The organism is Acinetobacter psychrotolerans (assembly GCF_048552595.1).
Taxonomy (GTDB): domain Bacteria; phylum Pseudomonadota; class Gammaproteobacteria; order Pseudomonadales; family Moraxellaceae; genus Acinetobacter.
Genome location: NZ_JBIMDK010000008.1, coordinates 52,109 through 67,977 on the forward strand (window position 1 = coordinate 52,109; position 15,869 = coordinate 67,977).

Here is a 15,869-nt window from a genome sequence, read left to right on the forward strand (position 1 = left end):
ACAAATTGCCAATGCAATATTTACCATTAAATTAATTTAGTTTTACACTTTAAATACTTAACAATTATCATATAGTAATAAAATTCTATATATCATTAAGCATAATAATTACACTCCCAACTTAATCAAATATTAAAAATAATTAAACTATATTCTTCTTTAAATAACATTTTAACTCTAATGAACTGCTCTAGCACTCATCAGATAAAATAGATAAATATCACATTATGATAAAAATTATTTTAAATATGAATTTATAATTAATTAATGTGGTAACTTTCTCATTATATATTTTACAACCATAAAAATAGCTTAGATGAAGCCGTATTTTAAATATCCTTTCACTCTTACTCTCTTTTTATCTTCATTTTTAAAAGTATGGATGTGCCATTTCGCAGACATCCTCATCAATCATTTTATTTCACGACAACTTTTATTGGTGATGAGAATACTTGATAAAAGTTCTGTGTATCTATCTGATATTTATAACCAGCTAGAACATAAGCTGTCCCTTTTTCAGAAAAACTCAATTGCCCATTTTTAAATTCATGCTTTGGAGAACCTGATAACACAATAAATTGGCTCACCACATTATTAAGCTTAAACCCATCTTGCTGAGTAAGCTGTGCCTCAATGTCTACAGGTTGATCCAATGTAACTTGAATTTTTTGAGGTACTTGGATATCGACAATATATTTTGAATAAAGTTGCACAGAATTAGTAGTTATACCGTATGTTCCTGCAAGATATAATTTTTTAAAAACATCATCATTCAATGCCCAAGGCCAAAAACTAATTCCACGATGTTTAGTTATTTCTAAAATATCAATTAAATCAGCTCTATATGCGGGATTGTATGTAGCGTTATATCGCTGTGCATCCGTATTAATTTTTTTCGCATTCGCCAAACTATTACGACTATTGGGCATCGCACCAACCAATAATCCTCTTGGAATTTCAGTCAATTGCTGCTGAGCTCGGGTCACTTGGTCGGTATTAAATGATGTGGTCACGACCTGATTTTCAACTTGATATCTTTTAATTTCTTCCTGCATTTTGGTGACCAATTGCGAATTGGCACTTTTCATCTCAATCATCAAAACAAAATTTGGATTATTCTTAAATACTGTAAAATAATCTGTGAGCATTGGAATTTTATAGGCTTTATTTTTGGATTTGAGTTGCTGAACTTGAGCAAGGCTCATCTCCTCAATTTTCCCTACTGAACGTGTTGTTCTGTCAACAGTTGCATCATGCATGACTACAAGTTGTTGATCTCTCGTCAGATATATATCATTTTCAACAATATCAGCACCCAAGGCAACCGCATGTTTAGCACTCTCTAATGTATTTTCATCTTCTAAACTTGGTACGCCACGATGTGCAATAATAAAAGGTTTACGCAATAGGGTATTTTTTGGAAATTGCTTCAGCACACTGCTAAAAAGTGTACTTTGCGTTGCAATCACACCATTTACACCAGAGGTTAAAATTGTAGCAGCTTCTTGTGGCTGTGTTGTATCACTCTGCATCCACACTGTCATCAAATGACGTTGAATAAAGCTCACACTTGATTTATTGGCAAAGCTTGAAGGAAGTACCAAAATTCTTGCATACGCTTGATTGGTACGACGCATAATGTCTGAAAGGCTTTTATTATTATCTTTTAATTTTTCGTCACTTAGATCTAAAGCTGTTCGAACTGTAGGGATAAGTTGATGCGCTGTTTTGAGTAAATCATCACTTTTAGACAATAACGTAATATCAGTAATATCTTGTCTCTTAGCCAATGATTTCAATGCTTCAAGCGATTTTGGGGTTTTTACCTCTAATACAGGAATAGTATTACGCTGCGGATTGGCTAAATATTGCTGCAAAGTCGTAATGCTTTGTCCATTTTGGTCAAGTAAATTTAATTGAGCATCTAATTGATAATAAAGCTGATTGGCAGAATTGAGTGAAGACTGAGCATTTTCTATTTTTTGGATAATGGTGGGTGCTAAACCCACATTGCTTTGAATTTCGTGTACTTGAGTGACCTTATTTTGCAAATTTGGCAAACTCGCCACTTGCGCTGAAACTTGAATATTTTTAACTTTTAAAATCACACCTGCGGCAGATAATCCTATGCCACCTTTAGCCGAAAGTTGATCAAGTTCAACATCTTGCATGAGCTGATCATTTAGATAATGTTGTACTCGCTGCTCAGACACAACAATACTGGCTTTATACCATTGATTTGGTTTTATCTTTTCACCAAATGCTTTGCTTTCAATTACATCCCATTGACCATTGGTTTTACGACGACCAAATTCCGTACCATTTTTAGCTGTGGTGTCTGCACGCATCGTAAATTGATAATAGCTACTTGGAATAACCCCTTGAGATTCCGTCACATCATAAATGACGCTGCCCCAACGTGAATCATTGACAGGCTGATCTAAACTAAAATCGATATCAATACGATAGTTATGCTGCTTTTCTAAATCTTTGGGTAATAAAATTGAGGTAGTGTGCAAAGAATTCGCACGCCCATCAATGTTTAATACCCCATTTTCCACATAGACATTGCCTGCATTATTGCCAGGAATACGCCAACCTTGAGGAATGGTTTTTTGCTGATTAAAATTTTGCTGATAAAGCAGTTTTAACTGTGCTGAGTTTTTTCGAGTGTCTTCTAAAGTTGTTATTTTTGTCGATATTTCGGCAGTAGCAATGGTCGGTAAACACATTAAAATAGCAAATGATAAAGCAGATATTTTCATAGTTTTTCTTGATGATTCACTGAGTAATTCAAAAATATAGTGTTCAAATATTAAAAGTCTCGTCTAAATTTCACACATACCCTAAACTATTCGATAACTTAGAATGTTCAATTTAGACTGACTTTAAAACAAATCTGCTTAAATTTAATTATTGTTGTTGCTGATCCTGTTGCCAACGACGTTGTTGTAAACGCTCTCCTTCGACTTCACGTTTATTACGAGCAGACTCATAGAGTTTAGTATTTTTCAGCTCTGGTGGTAAATATTCTTGAAGTACAAAATGTTCAGGATAATTATGTGGATAGAGATAATCCACACCATAACCTTGTTCTTTCATTAATTTAGTTGGTGCATTTCTTAAATGAAGTGGCACAGGTAAATTTGAAGTTTTGTCCGCAAGTTCTAATGCTTTATTGATCGCTAAATAAGTACTATTACTTTTCGCACTGGTGGCTAAATAGACAGCGCATTGTCCAAGAATAATCCGACATTCAGGCATTCCCACAGCTTGCACTGAACGGAAACATTCACCTGCAAGTAACAAGGCATTTGGATTTGAGTTGCCTATATCTTCCGACGCTGCGATCAACATACGACGTGCGATAAAAACAGGATCTTCCCCGCCTTTCAGCATGCGTGCCATCCAATACAAAGTCGCATCGGGGTCACTTCCTCGGATGGATTTAATAAAAGCTGAAACCAAATCGTAGTGTTGTTCACCTGCTTTGTCATAACGAGCAATATTTTGCTGCGCAACCTTGACCACAATTGCATTGGTAACAATATTTTCAACATCAGGTTCGAAAGTACTTGCTATTAAATCTATTAAATTTAGAGCTTTACGTGCATCACCAGCGGAAAATTGTACTAATGCATCAAATTCTTCAATCTGAATATGACGGTCTATTAAAAATTGATCTTGCCGGATAGCACGGCGAATTAAATCTTCAATCGCTTCATTGCTCAAAGCATGCAAGGTATACACTTGGCAACGTGACAATAAAGCGCTATTAACTTCAAAAGATGGATTTTCAGTGGTCGCACCAATTAAAGTAATTTTACCTTTTTCGACTGCATTTAATAATGCATCTTGTTGAGACTTATTAAAACGATGAATTTCGTCAATAAAAACCACAGGTACAAGTAAATCACCACTTTCAGCAATGATCTCACGCAGCTCTTTAACCCCAGTATTTAAAGCAGACAAACTCACGAAAGTACGATCTACCGCTTGTGCAAGAAGCAAAGCAATCGTGGTTTTTCCAACGCCCGGTGGCCCCCAAAAAATGATTGAAGGTAAATGCCCTTGATCAATCATTTGACGTAAAGGTGCATTTTGCCCCAACAAATGATCTTGCCCAATAATTTCAGACAAATCACGTGGACGAAGGCGTTCTGGAAGTGGAATTTGAGTGTCTGACATGCTTCTTTTTAATCGTTGATTTCTAGTGCTAGTCTACTATGGAAAATTAAAAATAGGGCAGATTCAATTTTAAAATAATCGGTTGTTTAAAATATCCAAAGACGGAGTCTGAAATATTTACCCATAATTTAAATACGGATCAGGAATCAATAGATCTCTTGCTAAAGTACCTTTTCATTAATTTTGATTTACATTGGAGTTCCCTCTCCTTTTAAAGGAGAGGGTTAGGGAGAGGATTTTTGATAAATCCCCCTCATCCTAACCTTCTCCTAAAGGGAAAAGGAACGACTAATATTCGTTTTACAACGTCTTTAATTGTAAATATCTGATTTTTTTAACTTATGCAAAAAGTCTAATATTACAGGCAGAACTTTAAATCAATATGATTTCCAATCACACCAATAATAATGAGTAAAATAATTCAACACGATTATCTAACCCATCGGACAATATAGTCTTCAATCTGTTCTTCATCGACTTCAACTTCAGAAATACAACGTCCTGCTGCTGACTTTCGGGCTTTAATGACATTATCCCGAGAACCGGTAAGCAAATAATGCCATGCCGGTAAATTCTTACCCTCATTCACCCGACGATATGCACAACTCGAAGGTAACCAATGAATATTATCTAATTTTTCAGCCGTTAATTGAATACAATCAGGTACATGCTGCAAACGATTTGGATAGTCCGAGCACTGTGCTGTTTCACAATCAAGTAATTTACAAGACACTTTGGTATAGGCAACTTCTGAGGTTTCATCATCCTCAAGTTTAACCAAGCAACACAAACCACAACCATCACATAAGGCTTCCCATTCTGCTTGACTAAGCTCTTGTAAAGCATAGTTTTTCCAAAATTCAGGTCGCAATGAATCATCCATAGCAAAATATTCTGCAACTGTTAAGCCATAATTATATCAGTTTCAAAAGTCTTTAATCACTCGGTAATTGGACACAATCTGGTTACGCTTCATAAGAACAATCACAGTTTCTCTACAGAAATTCACATGTTAGATGAAATGCCTCTCTTATAATGAAACCACAATACTTCACAATAGGGAGAACAGCGATGTTTCGTTGGGCGATTATATTTGCAGTGATTGCATTGGTTGCGAGTTTATTTGGTTTCGGTGGTGTTGCTGGCATGTCTAAGGACTTTGCAGTAATTTTACTTGTTGTAGCCGTCATCTTAGCAATCGTCGGATTTATTTCTAGAGGAAAGGTTTAAACTTTCTAATCAATTTTAATTGTGTTCATTTATCAAAGAGAAGGTTAAATCACCTTCTCTTTTTTATGGTTTTATTTTGGATCTAAACAATCATTAAAGTTAGAACTGACCTTATTTTATAAGCTTTTAAAACTTTGAGTTATAGGCTTAAATTCTAGTTTGGATTAAGCTGTTATTGGAATGATCCATACGATAATAATTTCTCACATTTCTCCGCTTTATTTTCACAAATTAGCCGTTTGAATCTGGCTGATCTATGCTTTAATCAACCTCATTCTCGCCAATATACAAGGATTTAACAGATGACATTGACAATAAAAACGCGTGAAATTCAATACCAAGCACAGGATGGCACAACACTTATCGGTTATTTTGCTGCGCCTGAATCTACGCAGCCTCTTGCAGGTGTCATCGTTGCTCCTGAATGGTGGGGACGTAATGAATATACCGAACAACGTGCACGTGAGTTGGCTGAACATGGTTATGCAGCTTTCGCTATCGATATGTATGGCGATAAAAAAGTGACTACAGATGTACCCCAAGCCAGTGAATGGATGACGCAAACGTTCCAAAATCCCAATACGATTGTAGAGCGAGCTGCTGCGGGTCTTGCAACATTGGTTGCACAGCCTGAAGTACATGCTTCACGTCTTGCTGCAATTGGTTTCTGCTACGGTGGTAAAGTGGTGCTTGATTTGGCACGTACTGGAGCAGATTTAAAAGCTGTGGTGACCTTCCATGCTGCAAATGTTTCTCCACGAACCGAAGGTGATGCAAAAAATATTAAAGCTGAAGTTTTGGTACTACATGGCGAATTGGATAGTATGCTTTCACTAGATGCCATAGCCGCATTCAAAAAAGAAATGAATGAAGCCCATGTCGTACATGAAGTGATTGTATTTGAAGGTGCAAAACACGGTTTCAGTAATCCACTTGCAGATGAACGTGCCAAAGCCAACAATGTCGATTTAGGCTATGACGCAAAAGCTGAACAGAAAAGTTTAGCTGTGATGTATGAATTACTGGATGAAAAATTCGCTTAATTTTAGATGAAAATTTAATAAACGAAATGACTGTAGAGGAGTTTTAAAATGACTGAAAAAAACTGCCCATATTGTGAATATGATGAATTCGATATTATTGATAAAAATGAATTTGGGGCAATTTTGCCTGAGCATAATCCATTGTCCAAAGGACATTCTGTAATTATTCCTCTACGTCATATCGATTCTTTTTTTGATGTCACTGAAAAAGAACGAAAAAGCTTATCAAGTTTGCTTGAATTAGCACGCAATGAATTGAAACTTCGTCATCAGCCTGAAGGTTTTCACATTGCATTTAATGATGGCAAAGTTTTTGGTGATGAACAATCTGGACATTTCCACATTCACATTATTCCACGTTATAAAAATGAACCATTAAAACTGGATCAACGCTGGGGCGTGACGAGCTAAGCAAAAAACTTTTCTATACCGATTTGAAAAGACGCTACGGCGTCTTTTTTAGTTTGAAAATTCACCCGAAATATAGACACGATTCGCTATACTAAGCATCTGCTTTTCATACTGATCAGCCCTTGATCCATAGACCTTATATTATTATGCCGCAATTTAATTTTTCAGAAGCACTCCTTACTTGGTTCGATCTGCACGGACGCCATGACTTACCGTGGCAAATAGCAGATGATCCTTACAAAGTTTGGGTCTCTGAAATCATGTTGCAACAAACTCAAGTCAAAACCGTTCTGCAATATTTTGATCGTTTTATGCAGCGTTTCCCTACGGTTGATGATTTAGGCAAAGCGACATGGGACGATGTTGCGCCTTATTGGGCAGGTTTGGGCTATTATGCTCGCGCACGAAATTTACACAAAGCCGCAGCAATAGTTCATCAACAGGGCCATTTCCCTAAAAGTTTAGCAGAATGGATTGAATTACCAGGCATTGGACCATCAACTGGTGGTGCGCTGATGTCACTCGGTTTACGCCAATATGGCGTTATTATGGATGGCAATGTAAAACGCGTACTGGCTCGTTTTTTTGCAGTTGAGGATGATCTGAGTAAACCTATTCACGAACGTGCGATGTGGAAAACTGCTGAAAGCCTTTGCCCTACAGAACGTAATCATGACTATACCCAAGCAATTATGGACTTGGGTGCAACCATATGCGCTCCGAAAAAGCCACTGTGTTTATACTGTCCAATGCAGCAACACTGTCAAGCGCACCAACAAGGTTTAGAAACGGAACTACCGTATAAAAAGCCGAAAAAGCCTGTCCCTGTGAGAACAGCGAAAGTATTGTTAATACAATCAGGTGAGCAATGGTTATGGCAACAACGTCCACATAGTGGTTTATGGGGCGGATTGTGGAGTTTGGCGATTATTGAAAATGATGTTGAATTTAACCAACTGTGCCAAAGCTTAAAACTGATTTCGAACCGTGAAGCTGTGCAAATTTCACATAGTTTCACCCACTTCACGTGGATCTTAAATGCACACATTTTCCAGATAGAGCAAGATCAAAAGGAATATTTACAAGCGGAACTGGGCGGTGAATGGCTCACGCCACAAAAAGCTACACAAATGGGCATTCCTACAGCCATGAAAAAATTGATCTCTGCTGTAGAGGTATGACATAGTCCAATATGGGTATTCGCATCATATTTTCAATTTTAATTTGCCCTAAACTTGAAAAATAAGGATTTCTTGTGTCACGTAGCGTCCAATACTGCTTTTTTACTTTTATTACCATTATTCTAAGCGCATGTACGACTGCACCTAAAAAACCACATATAACTAAGCCCGTGATTCTTCCACAATCACAAATGAATCGTTTAAAAGCAATGTCGATGCCAAATCGACTACCGATTCCTGTGGATGGAATTAAAAGCAAAAATTTAACAGACACATGGGGTGCTTCACGCAGTTCTGGGCGTGCGCATGAGGGAATTGATATCATGGCTTCACGTGGAACAAAAGTGTACAGTACCACCGACGGTGTGATCACTAGCTTAAAAAGTAATAATTTAGGTGGTAAGGTCATTTGGCTAATTGGACCAAGTGGTGCTTACCATTACTATGCACATCTCAATGATCATAAACGTGGTTTGCAAGAAGGTGACTTTGTTCAGCAAGGCGATCTTCTTGGTTATGTAGGCAATACGGGCAATGCACGTCATACTGCCCCACACTTGCACTATGGATTATACTTAAACGGTAAAGGTCGTGGTGCGGTTAACCCCTACCCTTATTTGCGTTGATACATCATTGATCAACCTACGTGAACAGATTTACTGTTAAAACACTTCAGTTACTTTAGGAATATTTCATGTCAGAAGCTTTGATTGAGCGTTTAGTTGAATTTGCCGAATCAGGCAATCAACAAAAAATTGTCTTAAATGGACAAACTCACCAAGGTTGGGTCATGGAAATTGGTGAAGACTCCTTGTTGATCAGTACTGGATTTGCAGATAAAGCTGGGAAAGATTTTTGGATTGAATTTACAGATCTCGCCCAAGCAGAACTGTCATATTGGGATACAAAAACAGATCAATGGACAATATTTCAAATTTAAAATGTGATTCAAAATAGGAGCATCACTCATGTCAAATAAACGCTGTGGTTGGTGCTCAGATGATCCCATCTATATTCATTACCATGATCATGAATGGGGCAAAGCTAATCGTGATGAACAACATTTATTTGAAATGCTGTGCCTAGAAGGACAACAAGCAGGATTATCTTGGATTACCGTATTAAAAAAACGTGAGGGTTATCGAACGCACTTTTTTAATCATCCGATTCAAACCATTGCTGAATTGACCAATGAAGATTTGGCGACAAAATGCCAAGATGCTGGTTTAATTCGACATATCGGAAAATTGACCGCCATACGTGACAATGCTATTGCATGGCAAAACATGAATTCCCAAGATATTAATATGACAGATTGGCTTTGGGATTTTGTCGATCAAAAAGTCCAAACTAATGATGTTCCAGACTATAAACAAGCACCTGCACAAACGGAAACTAGCCTAAAACTCTCTAAAGCACTGAAGAAAAATGGCTTTAAATTTGTAGGGCCAACGACATGCTATGCGTTTATGCAAGCTGTGGGTATGGTCAATGACCATGAAAATGATTGCTCATCTCGTTAACTATTAACTATCGATGTTAAAAACAACAGGAAGGATTCAAATGTCTAAAGATACGATTCATGCCTATGCAGCCTTAGAAGCGAGCACACCACTTGTTCCTTATGAATTTGATGCAGGTGAATTACAGCCACATCAAGTTGAAGTAAAAGTTGAATACTGTGGTTTGTGTCATTCCGATGTTTCAGTCATTAATAACGAATGGGGAAACTCCGTTTTTCCTGTCGTCGGTGGTCATGAGGTTATCGGGATAATTAGCCAACTCGGTTCAGAAGCCAAAGGCTTAAAAATCGGTCAGCGTGTCGGTATCGGTTGGACTGCTGAAAGTTGCCAATACTGCGACCCTTGTGTCAGTGGTCAACAAGTGCTGTGTACTGGTGAAAAGAAAGCGACGATTGTCGGTCATGCAGGTGGTTTTGCTGACAAAGTTCGTGCAGGCTGGCAGTGGATTATCCCCCTTCCTGAAGATTTAGATCCAGAAAGTGCGGGGCCATTACTCTGTGGTGGAATTACTGTATTTGACCCCATTTTAAAACATCAAATTCAAGCCGTTCATCATGTCGGTGTAATTGGGATTGGTGGTTTGGGTCATATGGCAATCAAACTACTTAAAGCATGGGGTTGTGAAATTACAGCATTTACCTCAAGCCTAGATAAGACTGATGAACTTAAAGCGATGGGGGCAGACCATGTGGTCAATAGCCGTGATGCAAGTGAATTAAAAGCACAATGTGGTAAATTCGATTTATTGCTCTGTACGGTCAATGTCTCTTTAGATTGGAAATTATATCTAAATGCCCTAGCACCCAACGGCACAATACATATGCTTGGTATGGTCATTGAACCGTTGGCAATTCCTACGGGCGCACTGATTGGTGGTGCAAAATCGGTGACAGGTTCTCCAACAGGTTCTCCGTTTGCATTACGTCAATTATTGCAATTTGCTGCGCGTAAAAATATTGCGCCACAAATTGAGCTGTATCCTATGTCTCAAATTAACGATGCTTTAGAACGCTTACATTCTGGAAAAGCACGCTATCGAATTGTGTTAAAAGCAGATTTTTAAATCATTTTTTATTCAAAACTCATCCCAACCCTCCTTTAAAAATGGGAGGTTGGGATATTATTCAATGAATTTTAAGCCACATTCTGCTCAGATAATTCATCCCTGACCCAATCTGCCAAAAACACAATTGCATCTTGAATTTCATCCGACAACTCGTGCCCTGCATTCAGTCGGATACAATTGTTATAACGCTGATCTTCACCAAAAATCAGTCCGGGTACAATATTGATACTATACTTCTGTGCATGATAATACATCGCCAAACTATCAATCTGCTCAGGCAACTGTAACCATAGCGCATAACTGCCTTGTGGATGATTTAATCGAATCTCAACACCCTGAAAAGCCTGATGAATGAATTGACGATATTGCTCTACTTGCGCCATTAACTTTGGACGTAGTTCACTTAAATGTTGCCGATAAGCACGGCTAAAAATTAAATCGGCAAGCCCCAATTGCAAAGGTGTATTCACCGAAACATTCTGGGTTAATAATCGTGCATGTAAATGTTTCAACCGTGGTGGAATACAAAACCAGCCTACACGATACGAAGTGGATAAAGACTTAGAAATCGAACTGCAATAAATGACATAACCTGCTTGATCCCAATATTTAATGGGCAATGGACGCTTAGCATTAAAACTACATTCCGCATAAATATCATCTTCAATCACATAACATTGATATTTTTCTGCAAGTTGAGCAATTTTTTCTTTATCCGAATTACTCAGACAAAAGCCTAACGGATTTTGAAAATTTGCAGTCAATAAACAGGCTTTTGCACCTGAATTTTGCATTGCTTGTTCCAAACGATCTAAATCAAAACCTTCAGTATTGGCAGGAATTTCAATAATTTGTCGCTTAAGCAATGCCAACAGTTGCAACTGACCATTATAATTGGGGGTGGGAATGATGATGCTATCACCTTCATTGGTCACACTTTGAATCATCACAGATAAGGCAGGCATACAACCATTGCTGATGTAAATATCTTCTTTGGGAATAAAAAAACCATCTTCTGCCCAATGTGCCGAAAGTGCTTCCCGTAATTGTGGATGACCTTGACGATCACTATATAAAAAATCTTCAGGTTTACAATGTTTTAAAGCACGCTGAATAGAACGGCGCAAAGCTTCGACAGGCACTAAATTGGGTGATAATTGGATTGATCCTAAATGTACCAATTTATTATTGATAGAAGCTTCATGAATCTGAATTTGTAATTCTAAATTTGAGACTTCACGAGGTCTGGACTTAAAGTCTGGATGATCAGGTACCGCGATTTGCTGAATTTTTTGTTGAGATTGCACAAAATAGCCTGATTTTTCTTTGACGTAAATAAGCCCTTGCGCCTCAAGCAATTCATAGCAGCTTTTTGCTGTATTTAAACTAATCTTTTGCTGTTCTGCAAATTGGCGTAATGAACTCAGCCGTTGTCCCATAAGCAATTCACCACAATAAATTTTTTGGGCTATTTGCTGCGCAAGGGATTGATACTGAAAAGTCATATCTGTACCTATTTTTTAATATTTGTTGTATCTGTATCTAATAACTTAGCAGATTTATGCTTCTTTCACAGCCAGTATTTACAATTCAATTGATGTGAAAGGAGAAAAAAATGAAACTATTGATATTCGTTTGCGTACTTTTAGCTTTAAGTGCATGCCAACCACAACAGGTTAATCAAGCTGCGCAACAACAACATTTCATTTGTAAATCATTGATTGAAGGCTTTTTAAAAACGCAAAATTTAGGTGAATATCAACTCAATCATCTGCAGCCGACTTTGCATCAAACAGCGACTATACGTGAATATACTTACCGAGCAAGCGCTGATCATGCAATGAAAATTAACATGCCGACACAACAAAATTTGAAGTTTGAATGTCAGCAAAACTCTGCTCAGCACTTTGAAATTAAATTGATCAATTTACCGTCTGACAGTCAAGCAACTTTATTAAGTTTAAATTTACCACCGCAAAAAACTATCGATAATTTGACAGCTTTTGTGCTAAAAACTCAATAAATAAACGAACCCGTTTCGGTAAATGCTCTTGCTGATAATAGACCGCATGGATACGTTGCTCATAGATTTCGATTTGATCTTCGAACAATGCAATCAGTCGTTTTTGTTTAATATCTTGAAGCACCAAAAAAGCCGACAAACAGGTAATACCCAATCCATTCAACGCCATTTTACGGACAGTTTCACCATTAGATGCTTTAATTTTTGGTTTAACTGTCAACTTTTCACCATTTACAAAAATGGGCCAAGTATTTAAATGGTTCACCTTACTAAACCCGATTTGTGCATGATTGAGAATATCTTGCGGTGTTTTAGGGTAGCCATTCATTTGCAAATATTCAGGACTGGCAACAATATATAAACGACTTTTACACAGTAATCGTGCATGTAAACTTGAGTCATTCAGTTCACCGAATCGAATCGCAACATCTGTTTTATGTTCAAGTAAATCAATAATCTGATCATTAGAATTCAATTCAATTTCAATATTGGGATAAAGTTGAATAAATTCACTCATCAACGGTGCAATCACATGCAACACAAACGGTGTGGCTGAATCTACGCGAATCAAACCTGATGTATCACTGTCAGATTTAAGCAAAGCATCTTCTGCCTCATTGAGATCATGAACAATTTTTCGGGCTTTTTCTAAGAATAGCTGCCCTTCTTGGGTTAATTTTAGTTTGCGGGTCGTACGTTCTAATAAAGTCACATTCAGTTTATTTTCAAGCCGTTGCAATGCACGGCTCACCCCTGAGGTAGTCTGCTCAAGATATGCTGCCGCAGCAACAATAGAACCACTATCAACAATACTAATAAACGCTTGTAATTCTTCTAAGGTAGATTTCATATCATTCATACAACCTTTTATTATTGATTAATAGTCAATAATATTTTGCATATTCCACTATTTTTTAGCAACAATAAATATTGCAAAATACGCTCAATCTAAAGAATGAAGCTCAGTCCATGACTAAAATTATCCCACAATTCGGTGTAGGTACATTCCGTTTAACAGGTCAAACGGTAATTGATTCAGTTAAAAATGCACTAGATATTGGCTATCGTGCCGTCGATACAGCACAAATCTATGGCAATGAAGCCGACGTTGGACAAGCAATTAAAGAAAGTCATATTCCTCGTGATGATTTATTTATCACCACAAAGATATGGACAGAAAATTACTCAGCTGAAAAAATGATTCCAAGCTTGAAAGACAGCTTACAAAAATTAGGGACAGATGCCGTAAATCTGACTTTGATTCATTGGCCAGCACCCAGTTTAAATATTTCTGTAGCAGAAATGATGCAGAATTTACTCGAAGCGAAGAGGCTTGGACTGACGCAACTCATTGGTATTTCAAACTTTAATATTGACTTAACCCGACAGGCGATTGATGCTGTCGGTCTAGAAAATATTGCAACAAATCAAATTGAACTGAGTCCTTATTTACAAAATAAACCATTGGTCAATTTTTTAAATACACAGCAGATTGATGTCACCTCTTATATGACTTTGGCATATGGCAAAGTACTGGATAATGATGTACTGAAAGAAATTGCACATCACCATCAAGCTTCCACAGCACAAATTGCATTAGCATGGGCAATGCAAAACGGTTATGCCGTGATTCCATCATCAACAAAACGTGACAATTTAATTGCAAATTTGAAAGCACAGGACATTCAACTTTCTTTTGAAGAAATGCAGATGATCGCTGCATTAGATCAAAATGCTCGTGAGGTCAATCCTGAAAATTTAGCACCTGAGTGGGATTAAACATCAGCATGAAAATCAACTTTCCCTTACTTGCTTTAGCCATTGGTGCATTTGCAATCGGTACAACGGAATTTTCCCCAATGGGGTTTTTGCCGCAAATTGCTGAAAATCTAAACATCTCCATTCCCACCGCAGGTATGCTCATCACAGCCTATGCTTTAGGTGTGATGATTGGTGCACCCATCATGACGCTGTGGTTTGGACAGTTTTCACGGCGTAAAGCACTCATTTTGGCAATGGCTATTTTTACAATAGGCAATATTCTTGCTGCAATTGCACCGAACTATTGGGGGTTAATGGCTGCACGAATCCTCACCAGTTTGAATCATGGCGTATTCTTCGGCATTGGTTCAATCGTTGCCATTAGTGTTGTGCCAAAAGACAAACAAGCCAGTGCTGTAGCAACAATGTTCATGGGGCTGACTATTGCGAATATTGGGGGGGTGCCATTCGCCACATGGGTAGGGCAAAATATTGGTTGGCGCATGTCTTTCGCTGCAATCGCCATATTGGGTATTATTACCATGTTCTCGCTGTGGAAAGCCTTGCCTGAAGGTACTGTAGGACAACGTCCAAACGTCAAAGCCGAATTACAAGTGCTCACACGTAAACCTGTACTACTGGCATTGCTTACAACGGTCTTAAGTTCTGGAGCAATGTTTACCCTTTACACTTATATTGCACCCATGCTGCAAAACATTACCCATGCAAGCCCAATGTTTATTACCGGTATGCTCGTGCTAATAGGTATTGGTTTCTCAATTGGGAATCATTTGGGTGGGAAATTTGCAGACCGCTCTCTCACGAAAACCCTGACAGGATTTCTCATCTTAATTTTAGTGATGATGCTGATCTTCCCAATCCTAGCGCAAACTCAGATTGGTGCAGCAATCGCTTTGGTCATTTGGGGTACTGCTACATTTGCTGTTGTTCCGCCCTTACAAATGCGCGTTATGTCTGTTGCACATGAAGCATCAGGCTTGGCATCATCTGTAAATATCGGTGCATTTAACTTAGGCAATGCTCTAGGTGCAGCAGCTGGTGGAGCGGTGTTAAGTCTGGGAATGAGTTATGCCGCCGTTTCAATTGTTGGTGCATTCTTGGCTGCTTTAGGATTGGTTCTGGTCTTTATCCAAATGAAGATGAATCACTCTGAAGCGTTAAAAGTAGTTTAATTATTCACCGATGTTACGCAGTAATATATAAAGCATACTTTGCATCTCGAAGAATGTGGATATGCGATAAAGTCATCCGCAATTATTTGAGGCAAAACTTATTCTATTTGGGAATGTTTCTGCGACACATTAAATAATTTGAAGGACGTGGACAAGTTCTACGGATGACAATGGTTTTGGGTTCTCTTGTCGAAACAAAAGTGCCCAAAACCGAAGGCTAATCCCTAAATCAAAACTATTGACTTAAGAC

General features: G+C 37.9%; 16 protein-coding genes. 11 read left to right on the plus strand and 5 right to left on the minus strand.

The annotated features are described in order from the left end of the window. Positions 1-416 precede the first annotated feature (416 nt). From ACG94X_RS09175 to ACG94X_RS09185, 3 genes are all read right to left on the minus strand, one after another. The gene (locus ACG94X_RS09175) at positions 417-2,765 is read right to left on the minus strand and encodes a glycerophosphodiester phosphodiesterase family protein (protein ID WP_419383424.1); all 2,349 of its coding nucleotides are present in this window, start codon (positions 2,763-2,765) and stop codon (positions 417-419) included. A 148-nt stretch (positions 2,766-2,913) separates the two neighbouring features. After that, on the minus strand, positions 2,914-4,188 hold the full coding sequence (locus tag ACG94X_RS09180; RefSeq protein WP_419383425.1) for a replication-associated recombination protein A: 1,275 nt from the start codon (positions 4,186-4,188) through the stop codon (positions 2,914-2,916). A 430-nt stretch (positions 4,189-4,618) separates the two neighbouring features. Then, positions 4,619-5,071, minus strand: a complete 453-nt coding sequence (locus tag ACG94X_RS09185) for a YcgN family cysteine cluster protein (RefSeq protein WP_419383426.1) — start codon at positions 5,069-5,071, stop codon at positions 4,619-4,621. A 188-nt stretch (positions 5,072-5,259) separates the two neighbouring features. Here ACG94X_RS09185 and ACG94X_RS09190 point away from each other — a divergent pair, with 188 nt between their 5' ends. The 8 genes from ACG94X_RS09190 (at position 5,260) to ahr (ending at position 10,639) form a co-directional block, all read left to right on the plus strand. Next, the gene (locus ACG94X_RS09190) at positions 5,260-5,418 is read left to right on the plus strand and encodes a DUF1328 domain-containing protein (protein WP_004825834.1); all 159 of its coding nucleotides are present in this window, start codon (positions 5,260-5,262) and stop codon (positions 5,416-5,418) included. Positions 5,419-5,720: 302 nt separating this feature from the next. Then, positions 5,721-6,461 (plus strand): dienelactone hydrolase family protein, encoded by a 741-nt coding sequence (locus ACG94X_RS09195; protein WP_419383427.1) that lies wholly within the window; start codon positions 5,721-5,723, stop codon positions 6,459-6,461. A 48-nt stretch (positions 6,462-6,509) separates the two neighbouring features. Beyond that, positions 6,510-6,872, plus strand: coding sequence for an HIT family protein (locus ACG94X_RS09200; protein WP_419383428.1), 363 nt, complete (start codon positions 6,510-6,512; stop codon positions 6,870-6,872). Between the two features lie 146 nt (positions 6,873-7,018). Then, positions 7,019-8,053: an A/G-specific adenine glycosylase gene (gene mutY, locus ACG94X_RS09205; protein ID WP_419383429.1), complete on the plus strand. Its 1,035-nt coding sequence runs from the start codon at positions 7,019-7,021 to the stop codon at positions 8,051-8,053. A gap of 74 nt (positions 8,054-8,127) precedes the next feature. Continuing rightward, positions 8,128-8,679, plus strand: coding sequence for a M23 family metallopeptidase (locus ACG94X_RS09210; protein WP_419383430.1), 552 nt, complete (start codon positions 8,128-8,130; stop codon positions 8,677-8,679). 68 nt (positions 8,680-8,747) lie between these two features. Beyond that, positions 8,748-8,993: a hypothetical protein gene (locus tag ACG94X_RS09215; protein ID WP_419383431.1), complete on the plus strand. Its 246-nt coding sequence runs from the start codon at positions 8,748-8,750 to the stop codon at positions 8,991-8,993. A gap of 28 nt (positions 8,994-9,021) precedes the next feature. Beyond that, positions 9,022-9,576, plus strand: a complete 555-nt coding sequence (locus tag ACG94X_RS09220) for a DNA-3-methyladenine glycosylase I (protein WP_419383432.1) — start codon at positions 9,022-9,024, stop codon at positions 9,574-9,576. A gap of 40 nt (positions 9,577-9,616) precedes the next feature. Then, positions 9,617-10,639 (plus strand): NADPH-dependent aldehyde reductase Ahr, encoded by a 1,023-nt coding sequence (ahr, locus tag ACG94X_RS09225; RefSeq protein ID WP_419383433.1) that lies wholly within the window; start codon positions 9,617-9,619, stop codon positions 10,637-10,639. 71 nt (positions 10,640-10,710) lie between these two features. On the opposite strand, the gene ACG94X_RS09230 is transcribed toward ahr, so the two are convergent. Continuing rightward, positions 10,711-12,147, minus strand: a complete 1,437-nt coding sequence (locus tag ACG94X_RS09230; RefSeq protein ID WP_419383434.1) for an aminotransferase-like domain-containing protein — start codon at positions 12,145-12,147, stop codon at positions 10,711-10,713. A 110-nt stretch (positions 12,148-12,257) separates the two neighbouring features. Between ACG94X_RS09230 and ACG94X_RS09235 the strand changes: the two genes are divergently transcribed. After that, a complete protein-coding gene (locus tag ACG94X_RS09235) occupies positions 12,258-12,665 on the plus strand; it encodes a hypothetical protein (RefSeq protein WP_419383435.1) in 408 nt (135 codons plus the stop codon). Here ACG94X_RS09235 and ACG94X_RS09240 read toward each other — a convergent pair. Next, entirely contained in the window at positions 12,625-13,515 is an 891-nt protein-coding gene (locus ACG94X_RS09240) for a LysR substrate-binding domain-containing protein (protein ID WP_419383436.1), read from the minus strand. The two genes, ACG94X_RS09235 and ACG94X_RS09240, sit on opposite strands and share 41 nt — an antisense overlap. A 119-nt stretch (positions 13,516-13,634) precedes the next feature. Here ACG94X_RS09240 and dkgB point away from each other — a divergent pair, with 119 nt between their 5' ends. Together dkgB and ACG94X_RS09250 are read left to right on the plus strand one after the other, a co-directional pair. Further along, on the plus strand, positions 13,635-14,444 hold the full coding sequence (dkgB, locus tag ACG94X_RS09245) for a 2,5-didehydrogluconate reductase DkgB (RefSeq protein WP_419383437.1): 810 nt from the start codon (positions 13,635-13,637) through the stop codon (positions 14,442-14,444). An 8-nt stretch (positions 14,445-14,452) separates the two neighbouring features. Beyond that, positions 14,453-15,619: an MFS transporter gene (locus ACG94X_RS09250; protein ID WP_419383438.1), complete on the plus strand. Its 1,167-nt coding sequence runs from the start codon at positions 14,453-14,455 to the stop codon at positions 15,617-15,619. The last annotated feature ends 250 nt before the right edge of the window (positions 15,620-15,869 follow it).